Annotated in this window: 27 protein-coding genes; 14 read left to right on the top strand and 13 right to left on the bottom strand. The window is 66.9% G+C overall.

All coding sequences use genetic code 11. The features are described from left to right. Window positions 1-125: 125 nt before the first annotated feature. Together ACYQOP_RS22765 and ACYQOP_RS22760 are read right to left on the bottom strand one after the other, a co-directional pair. The gene (locus tag ACYQOP_RS22765) at window positions 126-401 is read right to left on the bottom strand and encodes a hypothetical protein (RefSeq protein ID WP_461224320.1); all 276 of its coding nucleotides are present in this window, start codon (window positions 399-401) and stop codon (window positions 126-128) included. A gap of 28 nt (window positions 402-429) precedes the next feature. After that, the gene (locus ACYQOP_RS22760) at window positions 430-1,155 is read right to left on the bottom strand and encodes an RluA family pseudouridine synthase (RefSeq protein WP_461224318.1); all 726 of its coding nucleotides are present in this window, start codon (window positions 1,153-1,155) and stop codon (window positions 430-432) included. A gap of 41 nt (window positions 1,156-1,196) precedes the next feature. Between ACYQOP_RS22760 and ftsY the strand changes: the two genes are divergently transcribed. Then, entirely contained in the window at window positions 1,197-2,588 is a 1,392-nt protein-coding gene (gene ftsY / locus ACYQOP_RS22755; RefSeq protein WP_461224316.1) for a signal recognition particle-docking protein FtsY, read from the top strand. Window positions 2,589-2,730: 142 nt separating this feature from the next. Then, window positions 2,731-3,348, top strand: a complete 618-nt coding sequence (locus ACYQOP_RS22750) for a septation protein A (protein WP_311275578.1) — start codon at window positions 2,731-2,733, stop codon at window positions 3,346-3,348. 18 nt (window positions 3,349-3,366) lie between these two features. Here ACYQOP_RS22750 and ACYQOP_RS22745 read toward each other — a convergent pair whose 3' ends face one another. From ACYQOP_RS22745 to ACYQOP_RS22730, 4 genes are all read right to left on the bottom strand, one after another. Next, the gene (locus ACYQOP_RS22745) at window positions 3,367-3,969 is read right to left on the bottom strand and encodes a DsbE family thiol:disulfide interchange protein (RefSeq protein ID WP_461224314.1); all 603 of its coding nucleotides are present in this window, start codon (window positions 3,967-3,969) and stop codon (window positions 3,367-3,369) included. Next, window positions 3,966-4,121 (bottom strand): heme exporter protein CcmD, encoded by a 156-nt coding sequence (ccmD, locus tag ACYQOP_RS22740; RefSeq protein WP_419953883.1) that lies wholly within the window; start codon window positions 4,119-4,121, stop codon window positions 3,966-3,968. The genes ACYQOP_RS22745 and ccmD overlap by 4 nt, the downstream gene beginning before the upstream one ends. 3 nt (window positions 4,122-4,124) lie before the next feature. After that, window positions 4,125-4,901 carry a heme ABC transporter permease gene (locus ACYQOP_RS22735; protein ID WP_056427478.1) on the bottom strand — a complete coding sequence of 259 codons (777 nt, stop codon included), beginning with the start codon at window positions 4,899-4,901 and terminating at the stop codon, window positions 4,125-4,127. Window positions 4,902-4,972: 71 nt separating this feature from the next. Continuing rightward, window positions 4,973-5,512, bottom strand: a complete 540-nt coding sequence (locus ACYQOP_RS22730) for a DUF2380 domain-containing protein (protein ID WP_461224311.1) — start codon at window positions 5,510-5,512, stop codon at window positions 4,973-4,975. A 135-nt stretch (window positions 5,513-5,647) separates the two neighbouring features. On the opposite strand from ACYQOP_RS22730, the gene ACYQOP_RS22725 reads away from it, so the two are divergent. Both ACYQOP_RS22725 and ACYQOP_RS22720 read left to right on the top strand, forming a co-directional pair. After that, window positions 5,648-6,664: an AraC family transcriptional regulator gene (locus ACYQOP_RS22725; protein ID WP_461224309.1), complete on the top strand. Its 1,017-nt coding sequence runs from the start codon at window positions 5,648-5,650 to the stop codon at window positions 6,662-6,664. A gap of 9 nt (window positions 6,665-6,673) precedes the next feature. Further along, complete coding sequence (locus tag ACYQOP_RS22720) at window positions 6,674-7,285, top strand: SOUL family heme-binding protein (RefSeq protein WP_461224307.1); 612 nt, start codon at window positions 6,674-6,676, stop codon at window positions 7,283-7,285. Here the strand turns inward: ACYQOP_RS22720 and ccmB are convergent, their stop codons facing one another. The 4 genes from ccmB to relB form a co-directional block, all read right to left on the bottom strand. Further along, window positions 7,286-7,942: a heme exporter protein CcmB gene (ccmB, locus tag ACYQOP_RS22715; protein WP_311275579.1), complete on the bottom strand. Its 657-nt coding sequence runs from the start codon at window positions 7,940-7,942 to the stop codon at window positions 7,286-7,288. An 8-nt stretch (window positions 7,943-7,950) separates the two neighbouring features. Further along, entirely contained in the window at window positions 7,951-8,607 is a 657-nt protein-coding gene (ccmA, locus tag ACYQOP_RS22710; protein WP_056427485.1) for a heme ABC exporter ATP-binding protein CcmA, read from the bottom strand. Between the two features lie 75 nt (window positions 8,608-8,682). Continuing rightward, window positions 8,683-8,952, bottom strand: coding sequence for a type II toxin-antitoxin system RelE family toxin (locus tag ACYQOP_RS22705; protein WP_461224305.1), 270 nt, complete (start codon window positions 8,950-8,952; stop codon window positions 8,683-8,685). Next, a complete protein-coding gene (gene relB / locus ACYQOP_RS22700; RefSeq protein WP_339160158.1) occupies window positions 8,936-9,160 on the bottom strand; it encodes a type II toxin-antitoxin system RelB family antitoxin in 225 nt (74 codons plus the stop codon). The genes ACYQOP_RS22705 and relB overlap by 17 nt, the downstream gene beginning before the upstream one ends. A 299-nt stretch (window positions 9,161-9,459) precedes the next feature. On the opposite strand from relB, the gene acnA reads away from it, so the two are divergent. After that, window positions 9,460-12,159 (top strand): aconitate hydratase AcnA, encoded by a 2,700-nt coding sequence (gene acnA, locus ACYQOP_RS22695; RefSeq protein ID WP_461224303.1) that lies wholly within the window; start codon window positions 9,460-9,462, stop codon window positions 12,157-12,159. A 150-nt stretch (window positions 12,160-12,309) separates the two neighbouring features. Here acnA and ACYQOP_RS22690 read toward each other — a convergent pair whose 3' ends face one another. After that, complete coding sequence (locus ACYQOP_RS22690) at window positions 12,310-13,431, bottom strand: AI-2E family transporter (RefSeq protein WP_461224301.1); 1,122 nt, start codon at window positions 13,429-13,431, stop codon at window positions 12,310-12,312. 373 nt (window positions 13,432-13,804) lie between these two features. Here ACYQOP_RS22690 and ACYQOP_RS22685 point away from each other — a divergent pair, with 373 nt between their 5' ends. The 9 genes from ACYQOP_RS22685 (at window position 13,805) to ACYQOP_RS22645 (ending at window position 21,411) form a co-directional block, all read left to right on the top strand. After that, window positions 13,805-14,107, top strand: coding sequence for an acyl carrier protein (locus tag ACYQOP_RS22685; protein ID WP_461224299.1), 303 nt, complete (start codon window positions 13,805-13,807; stop codon window positions 14,105-14,107). Between the two features lie 73 nt (window positions 14,108-14,180). Further along, window positions 14,181-14,678: a 3-hydroxyacyl-ACP dehydratase FabZ family protein gene (locus tag ACYQOP_RS22680; protein ID WP_207413765.1), complete on the top strand. Its 498-nt coding sequence runs from the start codon at window positions 14,181-14,183 to the stop codon at window positions 14,676-14,678. Then, window positions 14,675-15,826, top strand: a complete 1,152-nt coding sequence (locus ACYQOP_RS22675) for a beta-ketoacyl-ACP synthase (RefSeq protein WP_461224298.1) — start codon at window positions 14,675-14,677, stop codon at window positions 15,824-15,826. The genes ACYQOP_RS22680 and ACYQOP_RS22675 overlap by 4 nt, the downstream gene beginning before the upstream one ends. A 129-nt stretch (window positions 15,827-15,955) precedes the next feature. Beyond that, window positions 15,956-17,257 carry a beta-ketoacyl-ACP synthase gene (locus tag ACYQOP_RS22670; RefSeq protein WP_461224296.1) on the top strand — a complete coding sequence of 434 codons (1,302 nt, stop codon included), beginning with the start codon at window positions 15,956-15,958 and terminating at the stop codon, window positions 17,255-17,257. Next, entirely contained in the window at window positions 17,254-18,018 is a 765-nt protein-coding gene (locus ACYQOP_RS22665; protein ID WP_461224294.1) for an SDR family NAD(P)-dependent oxidoreductase, read from the top strand. Before ACYQOP_RS22670 ends, ACYQOP_RS22665 begins: the two co-directional genes overlap by 4 nt. 13 nt (window positions 18,019-18,031) lie before the next feature. After that, entirely contained in the window at window positions 18,032-18,307 is a 276-nt protein-coding gene (locus ACYQOP_RS22660) for an SH3 domain-containing protein (protein WP_207413773.1), read from the top strand. Between the two features lie 208 nt (window positions 18,308-18,515). Beyond that, the gene (locus ACYQOP_RS22655; protein WP_461224291.1) at window positions 18,516-19,541 is read left to right on the top strand and encodes a zinc-binding dehydrogenase; all 1,026 of its coding nucleotides are present in this window, start codon (window positions 18,516-18,518) and stop codon (window positions 19,539-19,541) included. A gap of 96 nt (window positions 19,542-19,637) precedes the next feature. Continuing rightward, complete coding sequence (locus ACYQOP_RS22650; protein ID WP_461224289.1) at window positions 19,638-20,642, top strand: lipid A biosynthesis lauroyl acyltransferase; 1,005 nt, start codon at window positions 19,638-19,640, stop codon at window positions 20,640-20,642. A gap of 91 nt (window positions 20,643-20,733) precedes the next feature. Continuing rightward, window positions 20,734-21,411, top strand: coding sequence for a DUF1223 domain-containing protein (locus ACYQOP_RS22645; RefSeq protein ID WP_461224287.1), 678 nt, complete (start codon window positions 20,734-20,736; stop codon window positions 21,409-21,411). Between the two features lie 29 nt (window positions 21,412-21,440). Here the strand turns inward: ACYQOP_RS22645 and ACYQOP_RS22640 are convergent, their stop codons facing one another. Together ACYQOP_RS22640 and ACYQOP_RS22635 are read right to left on the bottom strand one after the other, a co-directional pair. Beyond that, on the bottom strand, window positions 21,441-22,706 hold the full coding sequence (locus tag ACYQOP_RS22640) for an aminopeptidase (RefSeq protein WP_461224285.1): 1,266 nt from the start codon (window positions 22,704-22,706) through the stop codon (window positions 21,441-21,443). Between the two features lie 102 nt (window positions 22,707-22,808). Then, window positions 22,809-23,102, bottom strand: coding sequence for a DUF2218 domain-containing protein (locus tag ACYQOP_RS22635; protein ID WP_056427510.1), 294 nt, complete (start codon window positions 23,100-23,102; stop codon window positions 22,809-22,811). Between the last annotated feature and the right edge of the window lie 71 nt (window positions 23,103-23,173).

Below are 23,173 nucleotides of genomic sequence, written 5' to 3'. Positions count from 1 at the left end.
CGACCTCTCCCGAGATGGTGCTCCCCTCATCCGACTTGGCTCGCGGGCCACCTTCTCCCGCAGAGGGGAGAAGGAACCGCGCGTCATGCGCCGGCCCGATACCCACATCTCGATCTGCTCCAGCATTATGTCCCGGCGCCGGCGCCTCGACCGTAATGGCCGGCCTTCTGAAGGAGAGCGGCAGTGTCAGGCAGCGCCGCCTCTCCCCGCGCGCGGGAGAGGATCGCGGACACCTTGTCGTGTCCGCGATGAGCGAGAGGCGAAGCCGAAGCGAGGGTGAGGGTGCGCATCCGATAGGGGCTCACCCGGACGCGCCCCCTCACCTTCGGCTGCCGCCTCGCCGCGACGACGACGAGGTCGTCGCGGCCCTCTCCCCGCGTGCGGGGAGAGGGGATGTGCACCTCTCGCTCAGCCAATCCATCGCACGCGTCATGCGCCGGCCCGATACCCACACATCTCCATCCGCTCCCGCATATGTCCCGGCGCCGGCGCCTCGACCACGATCGGCGGCTTCTTGGGGTAGAGCGGCAGGGTGAGCGCGCGGGCGTGGAGCTGCAGCCCGGGCCCGCCCGAGCGGGGGGCGGTGCCGTAGATCGTGTCGCCGAGGATGGGCCAGCCCATGGCGGCGCAATGGACGCGCAGCTGATGCGTGCGGCCGGTGACCGGGCTGAGGGCTAGCCAGGCGAGGCTCCTGTCCGCCGAGCGGCCGAGAACGCGCCATGTGGTCAGCGAAGGGTCACCGGCCGGGTCCGTTTTCATCCACCACGAGCGCGGGTCGTCCGAGCGGCGGGCGAGGGGGAAGTCGATGTGGCCCTCGTCCTCGGAGGGATCGCCCTCGACGATGGCCCAGTAGGTCTTCCCCACCGTGCCGCTCGCGGCGAACAGCTTGTTGAGACGGGCCAGGGCCTTGGCGTGACGGCCCAGGGCCAGGCAGCCCGACGTGTCGCGGTCGAGCCGATGGGCCGCCTCGGGACGACGCGGCAGACCGAAGCGCAAGGCATCCAGATGGTCGGTCAGGGTCTCGCCGCCCTTCGGGCCGGGATGGACGGGCAGTCCCGCTGGCTTGTCGATGACGAGGACAAGGGCATCGCGGTAGAGGAGACGCGCGCCTATGTCTGTTATGCGGTGATCCACTGGGGCATCGGCTGACGGCATCGCCCTGCGCTACTCATGCGGGGTCGAGGGAGCAAGTGGGAATGAGCGAAGACAAGAGGCCGGGCTGGTTGCTGCGGCGGATGTTCGGGAAGAAGGAGGAAGCGTGGCCGCCCGAGCCGGTCCCGGTTCAGCCGCCCGATCCCAAGCCGGAGCGGAAACCCGAAACGGCCATCGAGCCGGCATCGCCTCCCATCGCGTCTCCCGCCTCGGCATCGGAAGGCCAGCCCGACTTCGCCACGGGTGCGGACGACATCTCGGCGATCCCGCTGCCCCCCAGCGAGCCCGCGCCCGCCGACCCGGACAAGAACACGATCCCCGACGAGATCGAGGGGGCGGACCTGCAGCCCATCGCGGGCGCGGATGAGCGCCCGCCGGCAGGCACCGCGGGAGACGATCCGGCGCGCGGAGCGGAGAAGGCCGACACCACGACGGTCGCCTTCGCACCGGAGCCCGCCTCGGTCCCGGCCCCCACGCCCGAGCCTGTCACCGACCCAGAGCCGGCCTCCGAGAAGCGCGGCTGGTGGAGCCGCCTCACCGGGGGCATGAAGCGCACCTCGTCGGCTTTGTCCGAGCGGGTGACCGGCCTCTTCACCAAGCGCAAGCTCGACGCGGACACGCTGGAGGAGCTGGAAGACGCCCTGATCCAGGCCGATTTCGGCATCGACACCGCCATGCGGATCTCGGAGGCCGTGGGCAAGGGCCGCTACGAGAAGGGCATCTCCCCGGATGAGGTCCGGGCCATCCTCGCCGCCGAGGTGGAGCGGGCGCTGACACCCGTCGCCATTCCCCTCACCATCGACACGACGAAGAAGCCGTTCGTGATCCTGATGATCGGCGTCAACGGCGCGGGAAAGACCACCACCATCGGCAAACTCGCCCTGAAGCTGAAGGGGGAGGGGCACAGCCTGATGCTCGCGGCGGGCGACACGTTCCGCGCCGCGGCCATCGAGCAGCTCAAGGTCTGGGGCACGCGCACCGGGGTTCCGGTGGTGGCGGGCGCGCAAGGAGCGGATGCCGCCGGCCTCGCCTTCGAGGCCTTCCAGCGGGCCAGAACCGAGGGCATCGACGTGCTCCTGATCGATACGGCCGGCCGGCTCCAGAACAAGACGGGGCTGATGGCGGAGTTGGAGAAGATCCTGCGCGTCATCCGCAAGATCGACGCCGAGGCGCCCCATGCCGTGCTCCTCGTCCTCGATGCCACCGTGGGCCAGAACGCTCTGAGCCAGGTCGAGCTGTTCTCGAAGGCGGCCAACGTCACCGGCCTCGTCATGACCAAGCTCGACGGCACCGCGCGGGGCGGCATCCTCGTGGCGCTGGCCGCGAAGTTCGGCCTGCCGGTGCATTTCATCGGCGTCGGCGAAGGCGTCGAGGATCTCGAACCCTTCGCCGCGCGGGACTTCGCGCGGGCCATCGCGGGGTTGGACAAGGACTAGATTCATGGACAGGCGCTCCGGAGACCTGCACGAAAAGCGCTCGCGCTAGGAAAGCCGGGGCGACTGTCCTACATCCGGCGTCCCGCCCGGCGCCGCTTTGCGTCCGGGCGTGCCGAACCACGAGCCGCTCACGATCATGATCCTGCCCATCGAATCCGTGCCGCCGCGCCGCCATCTCGACCCGGTGCCCAAGCTCGCCCTGGAAATGGGGCCGCTGGTGCTGTTCTTCCTGCTGAACTCGTTCGGCACGCGGTTCGGCCTGAGCGAGGACAGCAGCACCTTCATGGCCATCGGGGTGTTCGTGGTGGCGACGGTGGTGGCCTTGGCCATCCACTTCGCTCTGCTGCGACGGCTGCCGATCATGCCGCTGGTCTCCGGCATCGTCGTGCTGGTCTTCGGCGGCATGGCGCTGGCGTTGCACGACAAGACGTTCTTCGTGATCAAGCCGACGATCGTGAACGCCCTGTTCGGCGCCATCCTCCTCGGCGGCCTGCTGTTCGGGAAATCCCTGCTGTCGGTGGTGCTCGACTCGGTCTTCGACCTGACCGAGGAGGGCTGGCGCAAGCTCACCTTCCGCTGGGGATTGTTCTTCTTCGCCCTGGCCGCCATCAACGAGGTGGTCTGGCGGACGCAGACTTACGCCTTCTGGGCCAATTTCAAGGTGGTCGGCATCATGCCCCTGACCATCCTGTTCGCCCTGTCGCAGACCCCGCTTCTTATGCGCTACGACCGCAAGGCCGAGGCGAAGCCCGACGTGTAGGGAAAGCCCGTCGCCGGATCAGGGTTTCACAGTGGCCATCGTCTCCGCCGCCCGGATCTTCTGCAGCACCGACGCATAGTTCTCTGCCGTGACGATCCCCACGAGCTTGTCGCGGATCACGCCGTCGGCGCCGATGATGAAGGTTTCCGGCACGCCGTAGACGCCGAAATCGATGCCGGTGCGGCCGGTGGAATCCATGCCCACCGCCTGGAACGGGACGCCGCTGCGCGACAGGAAGCGGCGGCCGTTCTCCGGCGCGTCCTTGTAGTCGATGCCGACGAGGTTCACGCCCGGCTCACGCGCCAGCCGCATCAGTTGCGGATGCTCGATCTGGCACGGGGCGCACCATGACGCCCAGAAATTGACCACCGTCACGCGGCCCTTGAGGTCGGCGCTGGAAAGACCGGGAATGGCCTGGCCTTCGCCGCCGACGAGGTTGGGCAACGCCGGCAACGCGAAGGCCGGCACCGGCCGCCCGATCAGCGCCGAGGGAATCGCGGCCGGGTCGGCCCCGGATCGCAGGCGAATGAAGAACACCAGGGCCAGCGCCGCGAAGATTACCAGCGGCGCGATGACGAGGAGCGACCGGCGCACCGGCGCCGACGAGGATGCGGCGCTCACGGGCGCTCCCCCGCATCGCCCTGAAGGGCCGCGAGCGCGTGTTTCTGCGCCCGATGATCACTCAGCGAGCGCCAGATCAGGGCGCCGATGACGAGGGCAGTGAAGGCGTAGGCGCCGAGAATGAAGCCGGCATGCGGCCCGAGGGAAGCCATCGCTCAGACTCCCCGGATCGCTTGGCCGAGGGGCCGGGCCGGACGCGGATCGGCATCTAGGCGCTCGGCCTCGCGGATGGTGAGCGCCCTGACGCGGCGGCGCAGGATCTCCGTGCGCATGGCGTAGAGATGCAGCGTGATCCCGAGCAGGGTGAAGGCGAGGATCATCTCGAGCAGGGGGTAGAGCATCGAGGGATCGATGCTGGAGCCGCCCATCCGCATGATCGAGGCCGGCTGATGCAGCGTCGACCACCAGTTCACCGAGAACTTGATGATCGGCAGGTTCACGGCGCCCACCAGCGTCAGGATCGCGATGGCGCGCGCGGCCCGGTTCGGGTCCTCGATGGTGCGCCACAGGGCGATGATGCCGCAATAGATCAGGAACAGGATCAGCATTGAGGTCAGGCGCGCGTCCCAGACCCAGTAGGTGCCCCACATCGGCTTGCCCCAGAGCGAGCCGGTGACGAGGCAGATCAAGGTGAAGGCCGCCCCGATCGGCGCGGCGGCGCGCTGCGCCACATCCGCGAGGGGGTGGCGCCAGACCAGGGTGCCGATCGCCGAGATCGCCATCGACCCGTAGAAGAACACGCCGAGCCAGGCCGCCGGCACGTGGATATACATGATCCGCACGGTCTCGCCCTGCTGGTAGTCGGGCGGGACCACGAACCAGGTGAGGTACAGGCCGATTGCGAGCAGCACGGCCGAGAGCCCCGCGAGCCAGGGCATCACGGGGCCGGTCCAGCGCAGGAAGTGACCGGGATGGGCAAGACGTGTCCACATGGTCCGTGGACCTAGCCCAAGGTGCGGTGCAGCATCAATGCGGGTGTTACGCGCAGCTTCGGCCGCGTCGATCATTTCTTCGCGCACGTCCTCGCGTTTTCCCCACCGGGCCGATCGTCCTCGATCTCGCGCGCGAGGAAGGCTTCCGCGCGCTGCCAGGATTCGTCGTTGTCGCCGCGAAAGTTGAGTTCCCGCGAGAAGGTCGTCGCGCCGCCGCCGGTCTCCACGATACGGGCGAACATCTGCATGATCAGCGTGCTGCTCTTGTGGATCACGCCGACGAAGGCGAGCCCGGCGCCGTTCGCCCGCGCGACGCCGAGGATGCAGGCCGGCTCGTTTCCCGGGCAGGACCGCGCCAGGGCCTCCGCGTCGATGCCGACCACACGAAAGCAGCCCTTGGCGGAGAGGCGGGCGGAGAGCCCCTGGGCCATCGCCGCGAGGCGGGCGGCATGTTCGGAGGTCTGGTCCTTCGGCTCGCCGGACGTGTCGAGCATCCGGATCGGCAGCATCGCCAGGTTCGGAGCGGGATCGGCGGAACAGAGCAGGGCGCCCAATAGAAGTGCGATCCCGACGCCGAGCGCGACGGTGCGGCTTCGATGAATCGTGCGCATGGCGTGTCCTTGCCCAAGATCGGTAGCGCTCTGCATCGGCGCCTGATCGTCCGACTCTTCGATAGCCGAGCGGGAACACACCTTCTTGCCATCCGGTGCCACCTCGGCGACCTTCTCGTCCGGGGGCGCGACGGGATGCTGATCGGTCTGACCAAGGCACGCTCGATGGGGCCGGTGGCGGACGCGGTTGAGCGCGCCGGCGGTTCGGTGGCCCGCGTGTTCGGCAGGGCCGAGATGCCGATGGCCCTGATCGATGAGCCGGATCGGCTGATCCTGTTGCGAGACCAGTTGCGCATCGTGGAGGAGGCGGCCCGCGAGGTCGGCGACTCGGCTCTGCCGGCCCGGCTGTCACTGGGTGCGGGCGTGCCGAGCCTCGGCCCATACGGGATCCGCGTCTGCGCCTCCGCGACCCTGGGCGAGGCGCTGGCCCTCGGCACCACCCTCATCGTCGATCATTTGCAGACCGCGACCCGGATGGACGTATCGGTCCGGGCGGGCCGCGCCCATGTGACCTATGCCGTCACGGACGACAGTCCCGTCGGGCGGCAGAAGAACGAAATGCTGGCGCTCGGCTACATCCTCGATGTGCTCCGCCGATTCCTGGGGCCGGGCTTCGTGCCCGACGAGGTCGGTCTCTCGGGAGCGGTGCTGCAGGATCGCGGGGCGATCGAGACCGCGCTTGGCTGCGAGCTTCGCCTCGGGCCGGGTGCCGTCGTGAGCTTCGATGCCGACCTCATCGCGACGAGGAACCCGCGACCGGCCAAGGCAGCGGCGGTCCTGGACATGGCCGGGGTTCCGGACCCCAGCGATTTTCTCCTTTGCACGGGGCATCTCCTCCGCCTCGGCCTGCTCGACAGGCGCCCCTCCATCGATTGGCTCTGCCGCCGGCTCGGTCTGTCGCGGCGTTCGCTTCAGCGCCGGTTCGAGGCGCACGGCACCAGCTACGGCGCCTGCCTCACCCAGATTCTGATCGGGGAGGCCAAGCACCTCCTGTCGCGGACGGACCGGCCGGTTGGCCGCATCGCCCTCGATCTGAGCTATGCCGATGCCGCGCATTTCACCCGCGCGTTCCGTGGCTGGACCGGCCTGCCGCCGACGGAATGGCGCCGTTTGGCGGCCGGATTGGAAACGCGGCCGTCGATGGGGCGTTGAGCCGGCGCCATGCTCGACAAAGCCCTCTACTACGCCCTGACCTTCGCGGAATCGCTCCTATCCGTGGTCGGCATCCGTGCCACCTACGAGCAGCCGCGCTACGAGGTGGTCGAGCAATTGCCCCGCAACGTCGAGATCCGTCGCTACGAACCGCGTGTCGCTGTCGAGACCGACATGGCGGGACCGGGCGATGCCGAGGCGTTTCGCCGGCTGTTCCGGTACATCACCGGCTCCAATGGCGGGGACGACCGCATCGCGATGACGGTGCCGGTGGAACAGGGCACCTTGATTGCCATGACCGTGCCGGTGGAGCAGGGCGGCGATCTGCGCGTCATGCGCTTCTTCCTGCCCGCCGCCATCGCGAAGGCCGGACCGCCGGTCCCGACCGACCCGGCGGTCCGCATCGCTCGGCTGCCTGCCGCGACCTTCGCCGCGCTCCACTTCTCCGGCACACTCGATGCGAGAGCCCGTGAGAAACGCGAGGCGGTTCTCCGGCAGGTCCTGGCGAAGATGGCCCGCGAGACGACGGGGCCTTCGAGCGTGCTGAGCTACGATCCGCCCTTCGCGATCCCTTTCCTGCGGCGCAACGAGATCGTCATCCCGGTCGCGGAAGGGCGCTGATCATTCCGACCAGCGCAGGGCCGCGGCCGCCGCGAAGGTCCCGATCACCGCCGCGATCAGGCTGAGGGCCGACAGGATCAGCAGGGGCGTCGTGAAGGGCACCGTGCCGCCGGATGCCGCCTCGGTCGCGGAGACGCCGAAGATCAGCGTCGGGATCATCAGCGGCAGCACCAGGACGGCGAGGATCAGGCCGCCCCGGCGGATCGACGCGGTGAGCGCGGCGCCGACGGCGCCGATGAAGGTCAGGGCCGGCGTCCCCAGCAGCAAAGTCAGGGAGGTGGCGCCCATGGCGGTGCCGTCGAGGGCGACGAGCAGCCCGAAGAGCGGCGAAGCCAGTGCCAGCGGCAGGCCGGTGGTGAGCCAATGGGCGACCACCTTGGCGAGCACCACCATCTCCATCGGCGCGGGAGCGCCGGTCATCAGGTCGAGGGAGCCGTCCTCCTCGTCGGCCTGGAACAGGCGGTCGAGGCCGATCAGGGTGGCGAGCACCGCCGCGAGCCAGAGGATGGCCGGACCGATCCGCGAGAGAAGATTGAGGTCGGGCCCCAGCGCGAACGGCACGAGGGCGACGATCATCAAGAAGAAGACCAGCGACAGGGCGCCCGAGCCGCCGACGCGGGCGGCGAGCTGCAGGTCGCGGGCGATGAGAGCGCGCATCACGCCGATCACCACCACACCTCCGAATCGGCAGCATTCCCGCTGGCTGGGGCGGGTGCGGGTTTCAACGCCTCGTCGATGCGCAGTTCGCGGGCATCGTCCAGGCCGAGGGACTGGTGGGTGGCCGCCACGATGAGGCCGCCCTCGGCCCGGTGCCGCGCCATCAATCCGGCGAGCACGGCCTGAGAGGCGGTGTCGAGGGCCGCGGTCGGCTCGTCGAGCAGCCAGAGCGGACGCCGGCACACGAGAAGCCGGGCGAGGGCGACGCGGCGGCGCTGGCCGGCGGAGAGGTAGGCCACCGGCAACCGCAGGGCATGGCCGAGGCCGAGTTCGTTCAGCGCTTCGGCCGGGCTCGCGGTGGGCGCGCCTAGGAGGTCGCGGGCGAAGGTGAGGTTCTCCTCCGCCGTCAGCGGGCTTTTCAGCCCGTCGCGATGGCCGACCACGTGGAGACATTCGGCCAGCGTCGCCTCACCGACGTCGGCGACCGCGATGGTGCCGGCATCCGGCTTCAACCGGCCGGCGAGAAGGCTGAGCAGGGTGGATTTTCCCGCCCCGTTGCGCCCCGTCACCATCAAGGCCTCGCCGGGGCCGAGCGCGAAGGACAGACCCGAGAAGATGCGGCGGCCGGAGCGGCGGGCGGCGAGGTTCGTAGCGGTCAGCCGCACGGATAAGTCCATCCGTCGGCAGGGCCTTGGTTCAGGCCCCCGTCGTGAGACGAGTTGGGTCTTTTCACCATGCCCCTACCGATAGACCTCGCGACGATTGCCAATCCTGACCACGAGGATGCGGACGGCACTGTCTTCGATCGACGCGATCACGCGATAATCGCCGACCCGATACTTCCAGAATTCGCCGAGTTTTGAGCCCTTCAGGGCTTCGCCGATCATTCGAGGGTCGTCCAGAGACGAGACTCTGTGGCGCAGGAAGGTCAGAATACGCTTGGCTGCACTATCATCGAGCTTGGCGAGATCCTTTTCTGCAGTCCGCGTGAAATCAATGATCCACGCCATAACGCGTCATCAGGTCGGACAGCGGGATCGTTTCGCTCTCGCCACGACGATGCTCTTCGAGGCGTCGCTCGGCCAATTCGAGATCCTCGAGGTTCTCGAGATGATCCAGGATCGCATCGCTCGCATGGTCGTGTGCGCTGCGGCCAGTACGGCGGGCGAGTGCCTCCAGGCGCTCCTCTATATCCGGGGGTAGGCGAAGGGCGATCATGGCGGTCTCCGGCTCTTCGATCTGCTTAACCCGCATGTGCCCCAACGTCCACGTTCTCCCCGACACTCCTGCGCTCGTGTCACAGCAGGGCGTAGCGGCCAGTTTCGAAGTGTTCTATACGGGGCGCAGGCTGCGCCGCGCGAGTCCCGAGCGTCCAAATCGCTCGTCGCGCAACATCCTGTCCGGGCACCCCCGGAGCGGCGCGCGCTTTTTTTAGAAGCGCTCCAGCCGAACACGACTTCGTGGCGCAGGTCATGCCTGCGCGTGTTCGACAACCGCTCGTGAGGAAGAAACAAGCCGTGGCATCACTCGACAGCTTTCACTCCCGCCAGACCCTCACCGTCGGCGACAAATCCTATACCTACTACTCGATCCCCCATGCCGAGCAGGCCGGCCTCGCCGATGCGACGGCTTTGCCCTTCTCGATGAAGGTCATCCTCGAGAACCTGCTGCGGTTCGAGGACGACCGCTCGGTGAAGAAGGACGACATCTCCGCCACCGTCGCGTGGCTCGGCAACCTCGGCAAGGTCGAGACCGAGATCGCCTTCCGCCCCTCGCGCGTGCTGATGCAGGACTTCACCGGCGTGCCCGCCGTGGTGGATCTCGCCGCGATGCGCGACGCCATGGTCGCTCTCGGCGGCGACCCCCAGAAGATCAACCCGCTGGTCCCGGTCGATCTCGTCATCGACCACTCGGTCATCGTCGACGAGTTCGGCACCCCGAAGGCCCTGGCCGACAACGTGGCGCTGGAATACGAGCGCAACGGCGAGCGCTACACCTTCCTGAAATGGGGCCAGTCGGCCTTCGACAACTTCTCCGTCGTCCCCCCCGGCACCGGCATCTGCCACCAGGTGAACCTCGAGTTCCTGTCGCAGACGGTGTGGACCAAGACCGAAGACGGCACCGAGCTCGCCTATCCCGACAGCCTCGTCGGCACCGATTCGCACACCACCATGGTCAACGGCCTCGCCGTGCTCGGCTGGGGCGTGGGCGGCATCGAGGCCGAGGCCGCCATGCTCGGCCAGCCGCTCTCCATGCTGATCCCCGAGGTCGTCGGCTTCAAACTGTCGGGCAAGCTGCCCGAGGGCACCACCGCCACCGACCTCGTGCTCACCGTGACGCAGATGCTGCGCAAGAAGGGCGTCGTCGGCAAGTTCGTGGAATTCTACGGCCCCGGCCTCGACGACATGGCGGTGGCCGACCGCGCCACGATCTCCAACATGGCCCCCGAATACGGCGCCACCTGTGGCTTCTTCCCCATCGACCAGAAGACCATCGACTTCCTCAAGGTGACCGGCCGCGCCGACGACCGGATCGCCCTCGTGGAGGCCTATGCCAAGGCCCAGGGCATGTGGCGCGACGCGCAGACCCCGGACCCGGTCTTCACCGATTCCCTCTCCCTCGACATGGGTGACGTGCGCCCGTCGCTGGCCGGACCCAAGCGGCCGCAGGACCGGGTGCTGCTGGACGGCGCCAAGCCCGGCTTCGCCCAGTCCATGGAGACCGAGTTCAGACGAGCCGCCGACATCGCAAAGCGCTACCCCGTCGAGGGTGCGAATTACGATATCGGCCATGGCGACGTGGTGATCGCCGCGATCACGAGCTGCACCAACACCTCGAACCCGAGCGTCATGATCGGCGCGGGGCTGCTCGCCCGCAACGCCGTCGCCAAGGGCCTGCGTTCCAAGCCCTGGGTGAAAACCTCCCTGGCGCCCGGCTCACAGGTGGTCGCCGAGTATCTGGAGAGCGCGGGCCTGCAGGCGCCCCTCGACGCGCTCGGCTTCAACCTCGTCGGCTTCGGCTGCACCACCTGCATCGGCAATTCGGGCCCGCTGCCGGCGCCGATCTCCAAGGCGATCAATGACAACGACGTGGTCGCGGCGGCCGTGCTCTCCGGCAACCGCAACTTCGAAGGCCGCGTGAACCCCGACGTGCGCGCCAACTACCTGGCCTCGCCGCCGCTGGTGGTCGCCTACGCGCTCGCCGGCTCGATGCAGATCGACATCACCACCGAGCCGCTGGGCATTGGCTCCGATGGCCAGCCGGTCTATCTCGCCGACATCTGGCCCTCCACGGCGGAGGTCGCCGAATTCATCGAGGCCAACATCACCTCGACGCTGTTCAAGTCGCGCTACGCCGACGTGTTCAGCGGCGACCATTACTGGAAGGCCGTCGAGGTCACCGAGGTCGAGACCTTCAAGTGGGATTCGACCTCCACCTACGTGCAGAACCCGCCCTATTTCGAGGGCATGACCAAGACGCCGGCGCCGATCACCGACATCGTCGATGCCCGCATCCTCGGCCTGTTCCAGGATTCCATCACCACCGACCATATCTCTCCGGCAGGCAACATCCGCGCGGCCTCGCCGGCTGGCGCCTACCTGCAAGAGCATCAGGTCCGGGTGCAGGACTTCAACCAGTACGGCACCCGCCGCGGCAACCATCAGGTCATGATGCGGGGCACCTTCGCCAATATCCGCATCAAGAACCAGATGGTCCGGGACGAGAACGGCAATGTGGTCGAGGGCGGCTGGACCCTGTTCCAGCCCTCGGGCGAGCGCATGTACATCTACGACGCCGCCCAGAAATACGCCGAATCCGGCACGCCGCTCGTCGTCTTCGCCGGCAAGGAATACGGCACCGGCTCGTCGCGCGATTGGGCGGCCAAGGGCACGAAGCTCCTCGGCGTCCGCGCCGTGGTGGCGGAGAGCTTCGAGCGCATCCACCGCTCGAACCTCGTGGGCATGGGCATCGTGCCGCTGGTGTTCCAGGGCGAGGCGTCCTGGGCGTCGCTCGGCCTCAAGGGTGACGAGACCGTCAGCCTTCTCGGCCTCTCGGGCGACATCAAGCCGCGCCAGACCATGATCGCCGAGATCACCTCCGCCGACGGTACCAAGACAGAGGTGCCGCTCACCTGCCGGATCGATACGCTGGACGAGCTGGAATACTTCCGCAACGGCGGAATCCTGCCCTACGTCCTGCGCTCGCTGGCGGCGTAAGCCTACGATGCGAGGAAGGCTCTCCCCGGTCAGGGGAGGGCCTTTCGTCCCGGAAATTCCACCGGAATCTGAGCCGGCTTTGCAATCCCTCGAAACACCGTCCGATGGCGGTCGTTTCGGGCGTCCTATGGCGGTTGCGGGCTGCTCGAATTACGGTCCGCGCGGGCCTATGGATGTGGCCTGCGCCTCGTCCCCATCGGTGAACTCCCGCCACAGCAGCACCAAGGCCGCCATCACCGCCGGGCCGAGGAAAAGCCCGAGCAGACCGAACGTCTCGACCCCGCCGAGGATGCCGAGCAGCACCCAGAGGAAGGGCAGGCGGGTGGTGCCGCCGATCAGGACCGGCCTCACGAAATGGTCGGCGACGAAGGTGACGACGAAGCCTGCCACCACCACCACCGCCGCCGGGATCACAGCACCGCCGGCGAGCAGGATCAGCGCGGCAATGCCGAAGACCAGCGGCGCTCCGAAGGGGATCATCGCCGCCACAGCCGTCAGCGCGCCGAGCAACACCGGATGCGGAACGCCCGCAAAATAGTAAACGATTCCAAGGAGAACGCCTTCGCCGAGGCCGACCAGCACCAGACCATCGACGGTGCCATGGACGGAAGCCACCATCTGGCGGGCCACCCGCTCGCCGCGCGGGCCAAACAGGCGGGCGCTCGCCCTAAGCGTCTGTGCAATGACCCCTCGCCCGTCGCGGAACAGGAAGAACAGCGTCAGCAGGGTGAAGCCGAATAGTACAACCCGGCGAACCACTTGAGCCCCGAGGCTCTTGGTCAGGCCGATCGTGGTCGAGTTGTCGAGCTTGTGCAGGATCTCGGACCCGGCGGACGGGTGGCTGAGAGTCTCGCTCCACCACGCGCTGGCCTTGGCCGCGCCGTAGGGAAGGTGGGACAGGAATTCCGGTACGGGAATACCGCTCCGCTCGGCCGACTTGGCCCAGGCCATCGCGTCATGGGCCTCCCGCGCCGCCTGTACCCCGAGGACCACCAGGGGCGCGAGGAAGACCAGCGCTACCGCCAGGGTGAACAGGCTCGGCAGCAGGATGTTGTGGCCACCGGGCGGCCAGCGCCGTTCCGCCTTCGCATAGAGCGGCCAGAGCGCGATGGCGAGGATCACGGCCCAGGCCAGCGCCGGAAGGAACGGGTGGAGCACCCACAGGCCGAGGGCGGACAGCGCCAGGACCAGGGCGATGCGCGCGCCTCCTTGGGCGCGGCTGCGATGGTCCGTCGGCAGCTCCGCCGCATTGACAGGTGTAGGTCGTTCCATTCTCGTCACCTCTGCCGCCTCCTGGCATGCCTCACGCTCGATGGTTTCGCGCAGAAAGTAGAGCACAGGTCCACGCCGAACGGGCGCGCCTCCGCATGTATGTCAAGGCATCAACGGGCGGAATGGTCCGGGGCGCCCCGCAGGCGCACGAAGGCGCGAGCCCGAGCCGAGTATCTGTCAAGGTTGCCCGGCACCACCCCCTCGTGTAAGGGACCGCCTTCGATCGGAAGCGGCGCGACGCCGCTTCGGGGGCATGCTGCGCGACCCGGGGGGCGCCGGGTTCACGCGCCAGCCTCGGACCGGCCGCGCCCGCCATGGGATCCGACACCGGATCCGCCACGGCGCGCCATAGAGAAGATAACGGCGAGAACGCATGTCTGACCAGCCGACCACCGCTACGTTCGACCGCGTCGCGGACATCATCGCCGACACCGCCGACATCCCGCGCGACACCATCTCGCCCGAGAGTCACGCCATCGAGGATCTTGGCATCGATTCGCTCGCCTTCCTCGACATCGCCTTCGCGGTGGACAAAGCCTTCGGCATCAAGCTGCCGCTGGAGCGTTGGACCCAGGAGGTCAACGAGGGCAAGGTGCCGGCCGAGGAGTATTTCGTGCTGAAGAACCTCTGCGCCCGCATCGACGCGCTGGTGGCCGAGAAGGCCACCAAGGCCTGAAGGGCGAGCCCAGCCAGGCCGAGCCTTTGAGTGTCCAGCGGAGCCTCTAGTCCCCAGCGGAGCCTTTGACGCCATGCGCCTCGAATATTTCGAGATGATCGACACGGTGACGAGTCTCGACAAGGCCGCCGGCCGGATCGAGGCGCTAGCTCACGTGCCGATGGAGAGCCCGGTCTTTGAGGGTCACTTTCCCGGTCATCCCCTGGTGCCCGGGGTACTCCTCACGGAGACCATGGCCCAGGCCTCGGGATACCTGCTCCTCGCCCATCTCGACTTCGTGCAGATGCCGTTCCTGATGGCGGTCGATAAGGCGAGGTTCCGCTCCTTCGTCGGCCCTGGGGCGACACTCGTCGTGCAGGCAAGTCTGGAGCATGACGGCTCTGGCTACGCGGTGACCAAGGCTTCCATCCGCCACGAGGGCAAACCTCTGGCCGATGCAGAGTTGCGCTTCCGAACCATGCCGTTTCCCGCAGGGCTCGATGCTCCCATGCGCGAACGCGCGGAGCGGATCGGCCTGATGGATCGCGCGGTTGCGGCAGGGGCTCCCCCCGGGGGAGCGGTTCCGGCATGAGCAAGACCAGCATGGACCGGCGCGACGTGGTCGTCACCGGCATCGGCCTCGTCTCGTGTGCCGGAGAGGGAATCGCCGCCCACCTCGAAGCCTTCGCAGCGGGCAGACCAAAGGCTACGGATACGGAGCGCTTTGCGCCCTATCCCGTCCATCCGGCCCCGCCACTCTTGCTCGATGGACAGATCCCCAAGAAATCCGACCAGCGGCAGATGGAGGCGTGGCAGCGCCTGGGCGTCTACGCGGCCGGGCTTGCCCTCGACTCGGCTGGGGTGAAACAGGACGCGGCCTTCAAGGCAGCGATGCATCTCGTCGTCGCCTGCGGCGGCGGCGAGCGTGATACCGCGGTGGACGGTGCGATCCTGACCGGCCTGCGCGACGCGGCCGACCCGGGCGCCTATCTCAACGAGCACCTGCAGAACGACCTGCGCCCGACCCTCTTTCTGGCCCAACTCTCGAACCTGCTCGCCGGCAACATCGCCATCGTCCATGGCGTCACGGGCGCCTCACGCACGTTCATGGGCGAGGAGGCTTCGGGCGTCGACGCCTTGCGTAATGCCCAGAGCCGCATCGCTTCGGGCCAGATCGACACGATGCTGGTGGGCGGTTCCTACAGCGCGGAACGTCCCGACGTTCTCGTCGTCCACGAGATGGGCGGATACCTGCGGAAGGGCGATTACCGGCCGGTTTTCGAGCGCGAGGGTGAAGGCGAGGCCGGCTTCATTTTGGGAAGTACCGCCGCTTTCCTCATGCTGGAAGCCGCCGAGACCGCAGCGGCGCGCGAGGCGACGATCTTCGCCCGCCTTCTCCCAGTGGAAAGCGATCGCCCCCGGCGCGAGGCCGGCAGCGTAGGGCGTAGCCTCTCCACCTTGTGGGGCGAGGCCGCTTCCAAGCCGGATCTGGTGATCTCGGGTGCCACCGGCGTCAAAGAGATCACTGCCGAGGAGCGTGCTGCCCTGGACGTACTGACGCCCGGAACCCCCATCACAGCCCTCGGGGACCTTACCGGCCATTCGCTCGAAGTTACGGCGCCGCTGGGGGCGGCACTCGCCGCCGCACTCATTTCGGAAGGAACGGCGCGCGAGATCACGATCACCACCGTCGGCCATCGCCGTGGTGAGGGCGTGATCCGGTTAAGCGCGCTGTCGTGACCGGCAGGGATGTGGCTGTCAGCGAACGGAAATTCCGCTAAGACCGGTGCAACCGTGATCGATCGGCCCGAATGTTCGGGGCGGGGCATCTTCAAGGCCGTTCGGTCGGAACGATAGCAAGACGGCGCGATGACGAATTCCTCTCCCCCCGATTCACGGAAATTCCGGGACAGCCATGGCAGGCCGCTGGTCGCCGTGACAGGCCTCGGCATCGTCACGTCCCTGGGGCAGGGACAGGTCGACAATTGGGCCGCGCTCACCGCGGGCCGGTCCGGCATCCACAGCATCGCCCGTTTTCCTACAGACGGCCTGCGCACCCGCATCGCCGGCACGGTAGATTTCCTCGACACCGACCCGCTCGTGGCGCCTGCCCTTTCGCAGCGCTTCGCCGAAGAGGCGGCCGAGGAGGCAATTACCCAATCCGGCATCGGGACGAAGGGCAATTTCCCCGGCGCGCTGTTCATCGCCGTACCGCCGGTGGAAATGGAATGGCCGCAGCGCCAGTCGCTGGCACAGGCGTCCGGCCAGAACGGCGACATTACCTATTCCGACCTCCAGCGGGCGGCATCGAGCGGACGGTTCGACGCCTGGCACGATCTCTTCATCTTCGCTACCGTGGCCGACAACATCGCCGATCGGTTCGGCACCAAAGGATCGCCGATCTCGCTGTCCACCGCCTGCTCATCCGGCGCCACGGCAATCCAGCTCGGCGTCGAGGCGATCCGGCGGGGCGAAATGCAGGCGGCCCTGTGTATCGGCACCGACGGTTCGGTGAACCCGGAATCACTGATCCGATTCTCGCTGCTCTCCGCTCTTTCGACCCAGAATGATCCGCCGGAGGGGGCCTCGAAGCCGTTCTCCAAGAACCGCGACGGCTTCGTCATGGGGGAGGGGGCCGCCGCTCTGGTCCTCGAGAATGCCGAGGCAGCGCGTGCGCGCGGCGCGACGATCCTCGGTTACGTTCTCGGCTGCGGCGAGAAGGGTGACGGCTTTCACCGTACCCGGTCGAGCCCGGACGGGGCGCCCGGCATCGCCGCCATCCGCGCAGCCCTGCACGATGCTGGCACCGAGCCGGATTCGATCGACACGATCAACGCCCACGGCACGTCGACGCCGGAAAATGATAAGATGGAGGCGTTGGGCTGCGCCGCCGTATTCGGTGACCGGATACGCTCCCTGCCGATCTCATCGAACAAGTCGATGATCGGTCATACGCTGACCGCCGCCGGGGCTATCGAGGCGGTGATTTCACTCCTTACCGTCGCCCATGGCCGCATCCCACCGACGATCAACTACATGGTGCCGGACCCGGCCCTCTCCCTCGACGTGGTGACGAGCGCACGCGACGCGCGCGTCAGCCGTGTTCTGTCCAATTCCTTCGGATTCGGCGGGCAGAATACCTGCCTCGTCCTTGGGGACGAGCCGGCATGACGAACGAAGTGTCCCGCCGCGTCCTCGTCACGGGCGGCGCCTCCGGCCTCGGATCGGCCATCGTACGCGCGCTGGTCACGTCCGGCTACGACGTCGGTTTCACCTATCGGTCATCGGGCGAGGCGGCGGAGCGACTTGTCGCCGAACTCGTTCAGAATCACCCCGAACGGGCGATCACCGCCCACCCTCTCGACCTCGCCGATCGCGATGCCCTAGAGGCTTTCTGCGAGGCCCAGGAGGGGGAAGCGTTCTACGGGCTGGTCCACAATGCAGGCCAATCCTACGACGTGCTGGCCGCGATGATGGCGCAGGACAAAGCCGAGGCGGCGATGCAGGTGAACTTCTGGTCGCTGACCCGCATGGCGAAAGCGCTGGTGCGCAGCATGATCCGCGGACGCTCCGGCCGCATCGTCGCCATCGGTTCGGTGGCGGCCCTCCAGGCCAATCCGGGTAATGCCGCTTATGCGGCGACGAAGGGTGCGCTGATCTCCTATTGCCGGACGCTGGCGATCGAATCTGCCAAGCGTGGGGTAACCGTCAACGTCATCGCGCCGGGCTTCATCGACACTGACATGATGGCTCCATATGTTGCGCACCGCACCGGCATAGAGAAGCAGATTCCGTCCGGACGCTTCGCCAAGCCGGAGGAAGTGGCGGCGCTGGTAGCCTTCCTCATGGGAGATGGCGCCGCCTACATCACCGGCGCCGTTCTACCGGTCGACGGTGGGCTGACAGCGATGATGGGCGTCCATCGGACTTGAGGCGGACGATCCATTGCGCCTTCGCCTCATCTTCGCGCTGGTTCTGACAGCAACTCCGGCAATCGCCGAAACCGGCGCTTTCCGCGTCGATGGTCTTCCGCGCGGCGACGCGTTGAGTATCCGCGAGACCCCGGATGCCTCCGCGCCCGTACTGGGCCAAGCGCCAGAAGGCGCGCGCCTGCGCGGCTTCGGCTGCACCAACGAGACGCCGAGCGGCCTCACTTGGTGTCGGGTCAAGGCCGGTCCGATCCTCGGCTGGGCGCGGCGACGCTACCTCGCGCCGGATTGAGCCGAGCCGACTTTCAGTCGATAAGGCGCCCTACCCATTCCGTTCCCTCATCCTGAGGTGCCGGAGCATTGTGGAGGCCTCGAAGGAGGACTCCAGACGGCACGCGGGCCCCGTAGCCCTCCCTCTACACCCGCCCACGCGGGCACCTCAGGATGAGGTGGTACGAAGGAGGTTCGGAGCCCGAAGCGCCCGACGAGAGACAAGCCCGATGCAAGCCCTCCAACTCTTCGGTGACCGCGACCTGCGCCTCAGCGAGGTCGATCCGCCGGCAGCTCCCGGCGGGGGCGAGGTTCAGATCCGCGTGCGAGCGGTGGGCTTGAACTTCATCGACGTCTGGGGCTTTCGCGGGATGGCCTTCGCCAAGCGCAAGATGCCGCTCACGGTAGGGGCAGAAGCCTCGGGCGAGATCGTCTGCGTTGGCGAGGGCGTCACGGATTTGCGTGAGGGCGACCGCGTGGTGATGTACGGCGCGCAGACGTGTGGTCGCTGCAAGTCCTGCCGGGAAGGTCGAGACAACCTGTGTGAGGACGTCTCCGGCGTTATGGGCTTCCATATCGACGGGTTCGCGCGCGAGCGTGTCACCATGCCGGCACGTCTCGTAGTGAAGGTACCCGATGGGGTGAGCTTCACCGATGCAGCCTGTGCTCCGATCGCCTTCGGCACCGTCCAGCACATGCTGTTCGACAATGCCAAGCTGGAGCCTGGCGAAAGCATCCTCGTTCATGCCGGTGGCTCGGGCATCGGTACCGCCGCGATCAAAATGGCCAAAGCCATTGGCTGCACCGTGTTCACGACGGTGGGCGACGACAAGAAGGGCGAGATGGCCAAGGCGCTGGGCGCCGATCACGTCATCAACTACCGCGACGAGCGCTTCGAGGGCGAGGTCCGCCGCCTGACCAAGCGAAAGGGTGTAGACGTAGTGTTCGAGCATGTCGGCCCGGACACCTGGAACGGCTCGCTCCTCTGCCTCAAGCGCGGCGGCCGCCTCGTCACCTGTGGTTCCACCTCCGGTGTCTCTACGACCATGAACCTCATGCAGCTGTTCCAGCAACAGTACCGCATTACTGGGTCCTTCGGCTGCTCTATGGCCAACATCCGCCAATCCCTGGCGAAAATGGCCGAGGGGATCACGCCAGTAGTGGATACCGTGCTGCCACTCGCGGACTTTTCACAGGGGCTGGAACGCCTGGAATCGCGCAAGGTGTTCGGGAAAATCCTCGTGGCGATCGACTGATATGTCGCCTGGGCGGCGAGACTCGCATTCACCTCAGGCTGCCCCTTACCCGGAAAATGTTCTACACGAGCGCGATAGCCACTCCCGGATAGTCTCGTGCTGCGTCTTGCCCTCGTCCTGAACCGCCATCTGCCCCGGATGGCGGGGATCGCCATGATTCCGTTGGTCCGCTGCCTCTTCTGGCTGGCGCGATTGCTGGGGACCGAGCGGGCGAGCCGGACCGGCGGGGCGATTGCACGGAGAGTAGGTCCGTTCCTACCCGCGAACCGCATCGCATTGGCGAACCTGCGTGCCGCCTATCCCGAGAAAGATGAGGCCGCGATCAGGGCGCTCGCGCGCCAAGCCTGGGACAATCTAGGCCGGACGGGAGCGGAATACGCACATCTTGCAACCCTATTCGATATCGACCCCACCGATCCAGCAAGTCAGCGCATGTCCGTTGCCGGCGCGGAGCATTTCGAGGCTTTGCGCGACGACGGCAAGCCGGGGCTGATCTTCGCCGCACACCTTGCCAACTGGGAATTGCCGGCGATCTGCGCCGCTCGCTACGGCCTCGAGGCCACGGCGATTTTCCGGCCGCCCAACGATATAGCCTCGGCTCGCCTCGTCGCCGAGGTGCGCCGAGAGACCATGGGTGGCCTGGCAGCGGCGGGGCAGGGCGCCGTATTTTCCATGCAGGGCGTCGTGGAACGCGGCGGCCATCTCGGCCAGCTCATCGATCAGCATTTCACCCGTGGCGTAGTCGTGGAGTTCTTTGGTCGACCCGTTCTGGTGAATCCGCTGCTCGCCAAGCTCGCCAAGCATTACGAATGCCCCGTCCACGGAGTCCGCGTGGTGCGCAAGGACAATGCGCGCTTCCATCTCGAACTCACGCCTCCCCTCGACCTACCCCGCGATGCCAAGGGTGAAATCGATGTGCAGGGTGCAATGCAGGCGATGACACGCGTGGTTGAGGAATGGATTCGGGAAAATCCGGGTCAATGGCTGTGGATGCATAGGCGGTGGCGGCCGAACATGCTGCCCAAACCCAAGGTTGCTCCAGTTAAGCAGCCTGATCCATCCACGGCCCATCGAGGCAACGTGACTTCCGTTTCCGGTTGAGGCGCTGTCACATAGGGATATGGTCCGATCCGCTTTACGGCTACGCCGCTCCGCGCTGAACCCTCTCACACTGACACTTCTCCTTTCGTGCATGACTGGCCCGGCACACGCCGAGCCGCCTCGCGCGGTGATCGAGCTCTTCACCAGCCAAGGTTGCGGCGCCTGCCAGCAGGCCTCGCGGATGATGGGGGATTACGCCCAGCAGGCCGACATCATCGCCCTGACCCTTCCGGTCACCTACTGGGACTATCTTGGCTGGAAGGACGAACTCGCGATCCCAGCCTTCACCGAACGCCAGCGCGCCTATGCTCTGAGCCATGGCGAGCGCCAGCTTTTCACACCGCAGGCCATCGTCAACGGCGAGCCATCCCCGGTCAGGTCGGACCAAGCCTTCCTCGACCGAAGCCTCCGCACGGCGCGACAGTCGGGGGGCCTTATGGTGCCTGTAAAGGCAACGGACCAGGGGGACCGTATCACCATCGATATCGGCGCCGGACGGGGAAGCGGCGAGGTCTGGCTACTCCCGATCCTGCGCAGGCACAGGACGACAGTCGGGCACGGTGAGAACAAGGGACAGGTGGTCGATTACGTGAACGTGGTGCGCGGGATGCACAAGGTCGGAGCCTGGATGGGCCAGGCCGCGCATTTCGAGCTCCCGCGTAGCCTCGCTCGTTCAGGTCATGCCGACAGCTACGTGGTCATGCTCCAGAGTGGGACGCTGGCCCATCCCGCCCGCATTCTCGGCGCGACGAAGGGGCCGGGTTTCTGAGCCTTGGCCCGCTTACTGCCTTCGACGCTTCAGCCCACCCATTCCCCAGCGCGCATAACCGGCACGGCGCGCCCTTCGGCGGTGAGGCCATCGACGTCGATCTCGACCGAGCCAATCATCCAGTCGATATGGATCAGGCTGCGGTTCGCACCCCGTGCCGTGAGATCGTCCTCACTGAAGCCTTCACCGCCGTCGCGGAAGCATTTGCTGTACGCCTGCCCCAGGGCGATGTGGCTCGCCGCATTCTCGTCGTACAGGGTATTGTAAAACAGCAGTCCAGAAGCGGAGATAGCAGACGAAGCCGGCACCAGGGCGACCTCACCTAGACGGCGAGCCCCCTCATCCGTGTCGAGGACGCGCGCGAGGACATCGCTCCCTGTGCGAGCCGTCGCCTCGACGATGCGCCCATCTTCGAATCTTACCCGGATGCCGTCGATCAGTGTGCCCTGGTAGGATAAGGGCTTGGTGCTTGCCACGTGGCCGTCCACCCGCGACTTGTGAGGTGTGGTGAACACCTCCTCGGTGGGAATATTGGCGTTGCACAGGATTCCGCTGCGCGAAACGGAGGCCCCACCGCACCACTCGTGATCGTCGGCAAGGCCGACGGTGAGGTCGGTATCCGGTCCCTGAAACCGCAAGGCAGCGAAGCGATGCTCGTTGAGAATCTTAGTGCGGGCGTGGAGAGCGTCGTTATGCGCCTTCCACTCACCCACCGGGTCGGTACCGTCAACGCGAGACGCCGCAAAGATCGCGTTCCACAGGCGTGAGAGGGCTTCGTCCTCGGCGCAATCCGGGAAAACGGTCCGTGCCCAGGGGCGGGTCGCCGCTGAAACGATCGTCCAATTCGTGGCGAAATTCGCGATGAGTTCGAGAGCCGGCACATAGGCCTTCGAGCGCGAGCGATTGGCGCGAGCGACTTTCTGGGCGTCCTGTCCAGCCAGCAACGACGGATCATCCCCGGCGATCGCAAGCCTTGCGGCTCCGTTCCGGAACGCGTCGGCCATACCGCTGTAGAGCCAGCCCGCCGCCGTATCGAACGCGTCCTCAGGTGCGTGGGCGAAGCGCGCCAAGGTCGCAGCGTCGTCGGAATAGAAGGTAGTCACCAGGGACGCGCCGGCCTTGTAAGCCTCGGTGGTGATCGCACGGGCGAGAGGCGCGGCTTCGAGCGGCGCCGTCATCACCAATTCCTGGCCGTTCTGGAGTCCGAGCCCAATGCGGACCGCCACCTCGGCGAGGCGGCTGATCCGCTCGTCGAAGGAGAGGGCGGTCGTGTCAGCCCCAGTGCTCGTCGTCATCACCAATCTCCTCAGCTCCATCCCGCATATGCCACGGGGCGGGCGTTCAGCAAGATCGGGATTCGTGATGCTGATTCAAGCGCGGAACTCGCAGCGAGATGGTCAAGCAGCGCGCGACCAAGTGATTTCGCCGAGATTCTCGCGGAAGGCGAAACGCATGAGATGGTCGGCCACCACGTTTTCCAGCCGCGTCAGACCAGCTGGATCAGGAGTCGCGACACGCATCAACAAAGCATCGGCCTCTGCCTGGAACGTGCAAACGCGATCTTCGCCGAACGGGACCGTACCGGCCGCGTCCGTCGCTTCCACGGGGAATTTATGGCTCCAATGGCGGCAGAGCTGCTTCAGGTAGCGGCTTGCCTCGGCAGTGGGAACTCTCGCCTGCGAGATCGGCATCGTCTTGTCTCCTTCGGTCCCTGAAATCCATGGACGCAGCTGGTGCATCGTTGTCGCTGGGCTGCAGACCT

Source organism: Methylobacterium sp. CM6247, from assembly GCF_054817925.1.
The sequence above is the reverse complement of the archived record's forward strand: the minus strand, read 5'-3'. Positions and strand labels throughout refer to the sequence as shown.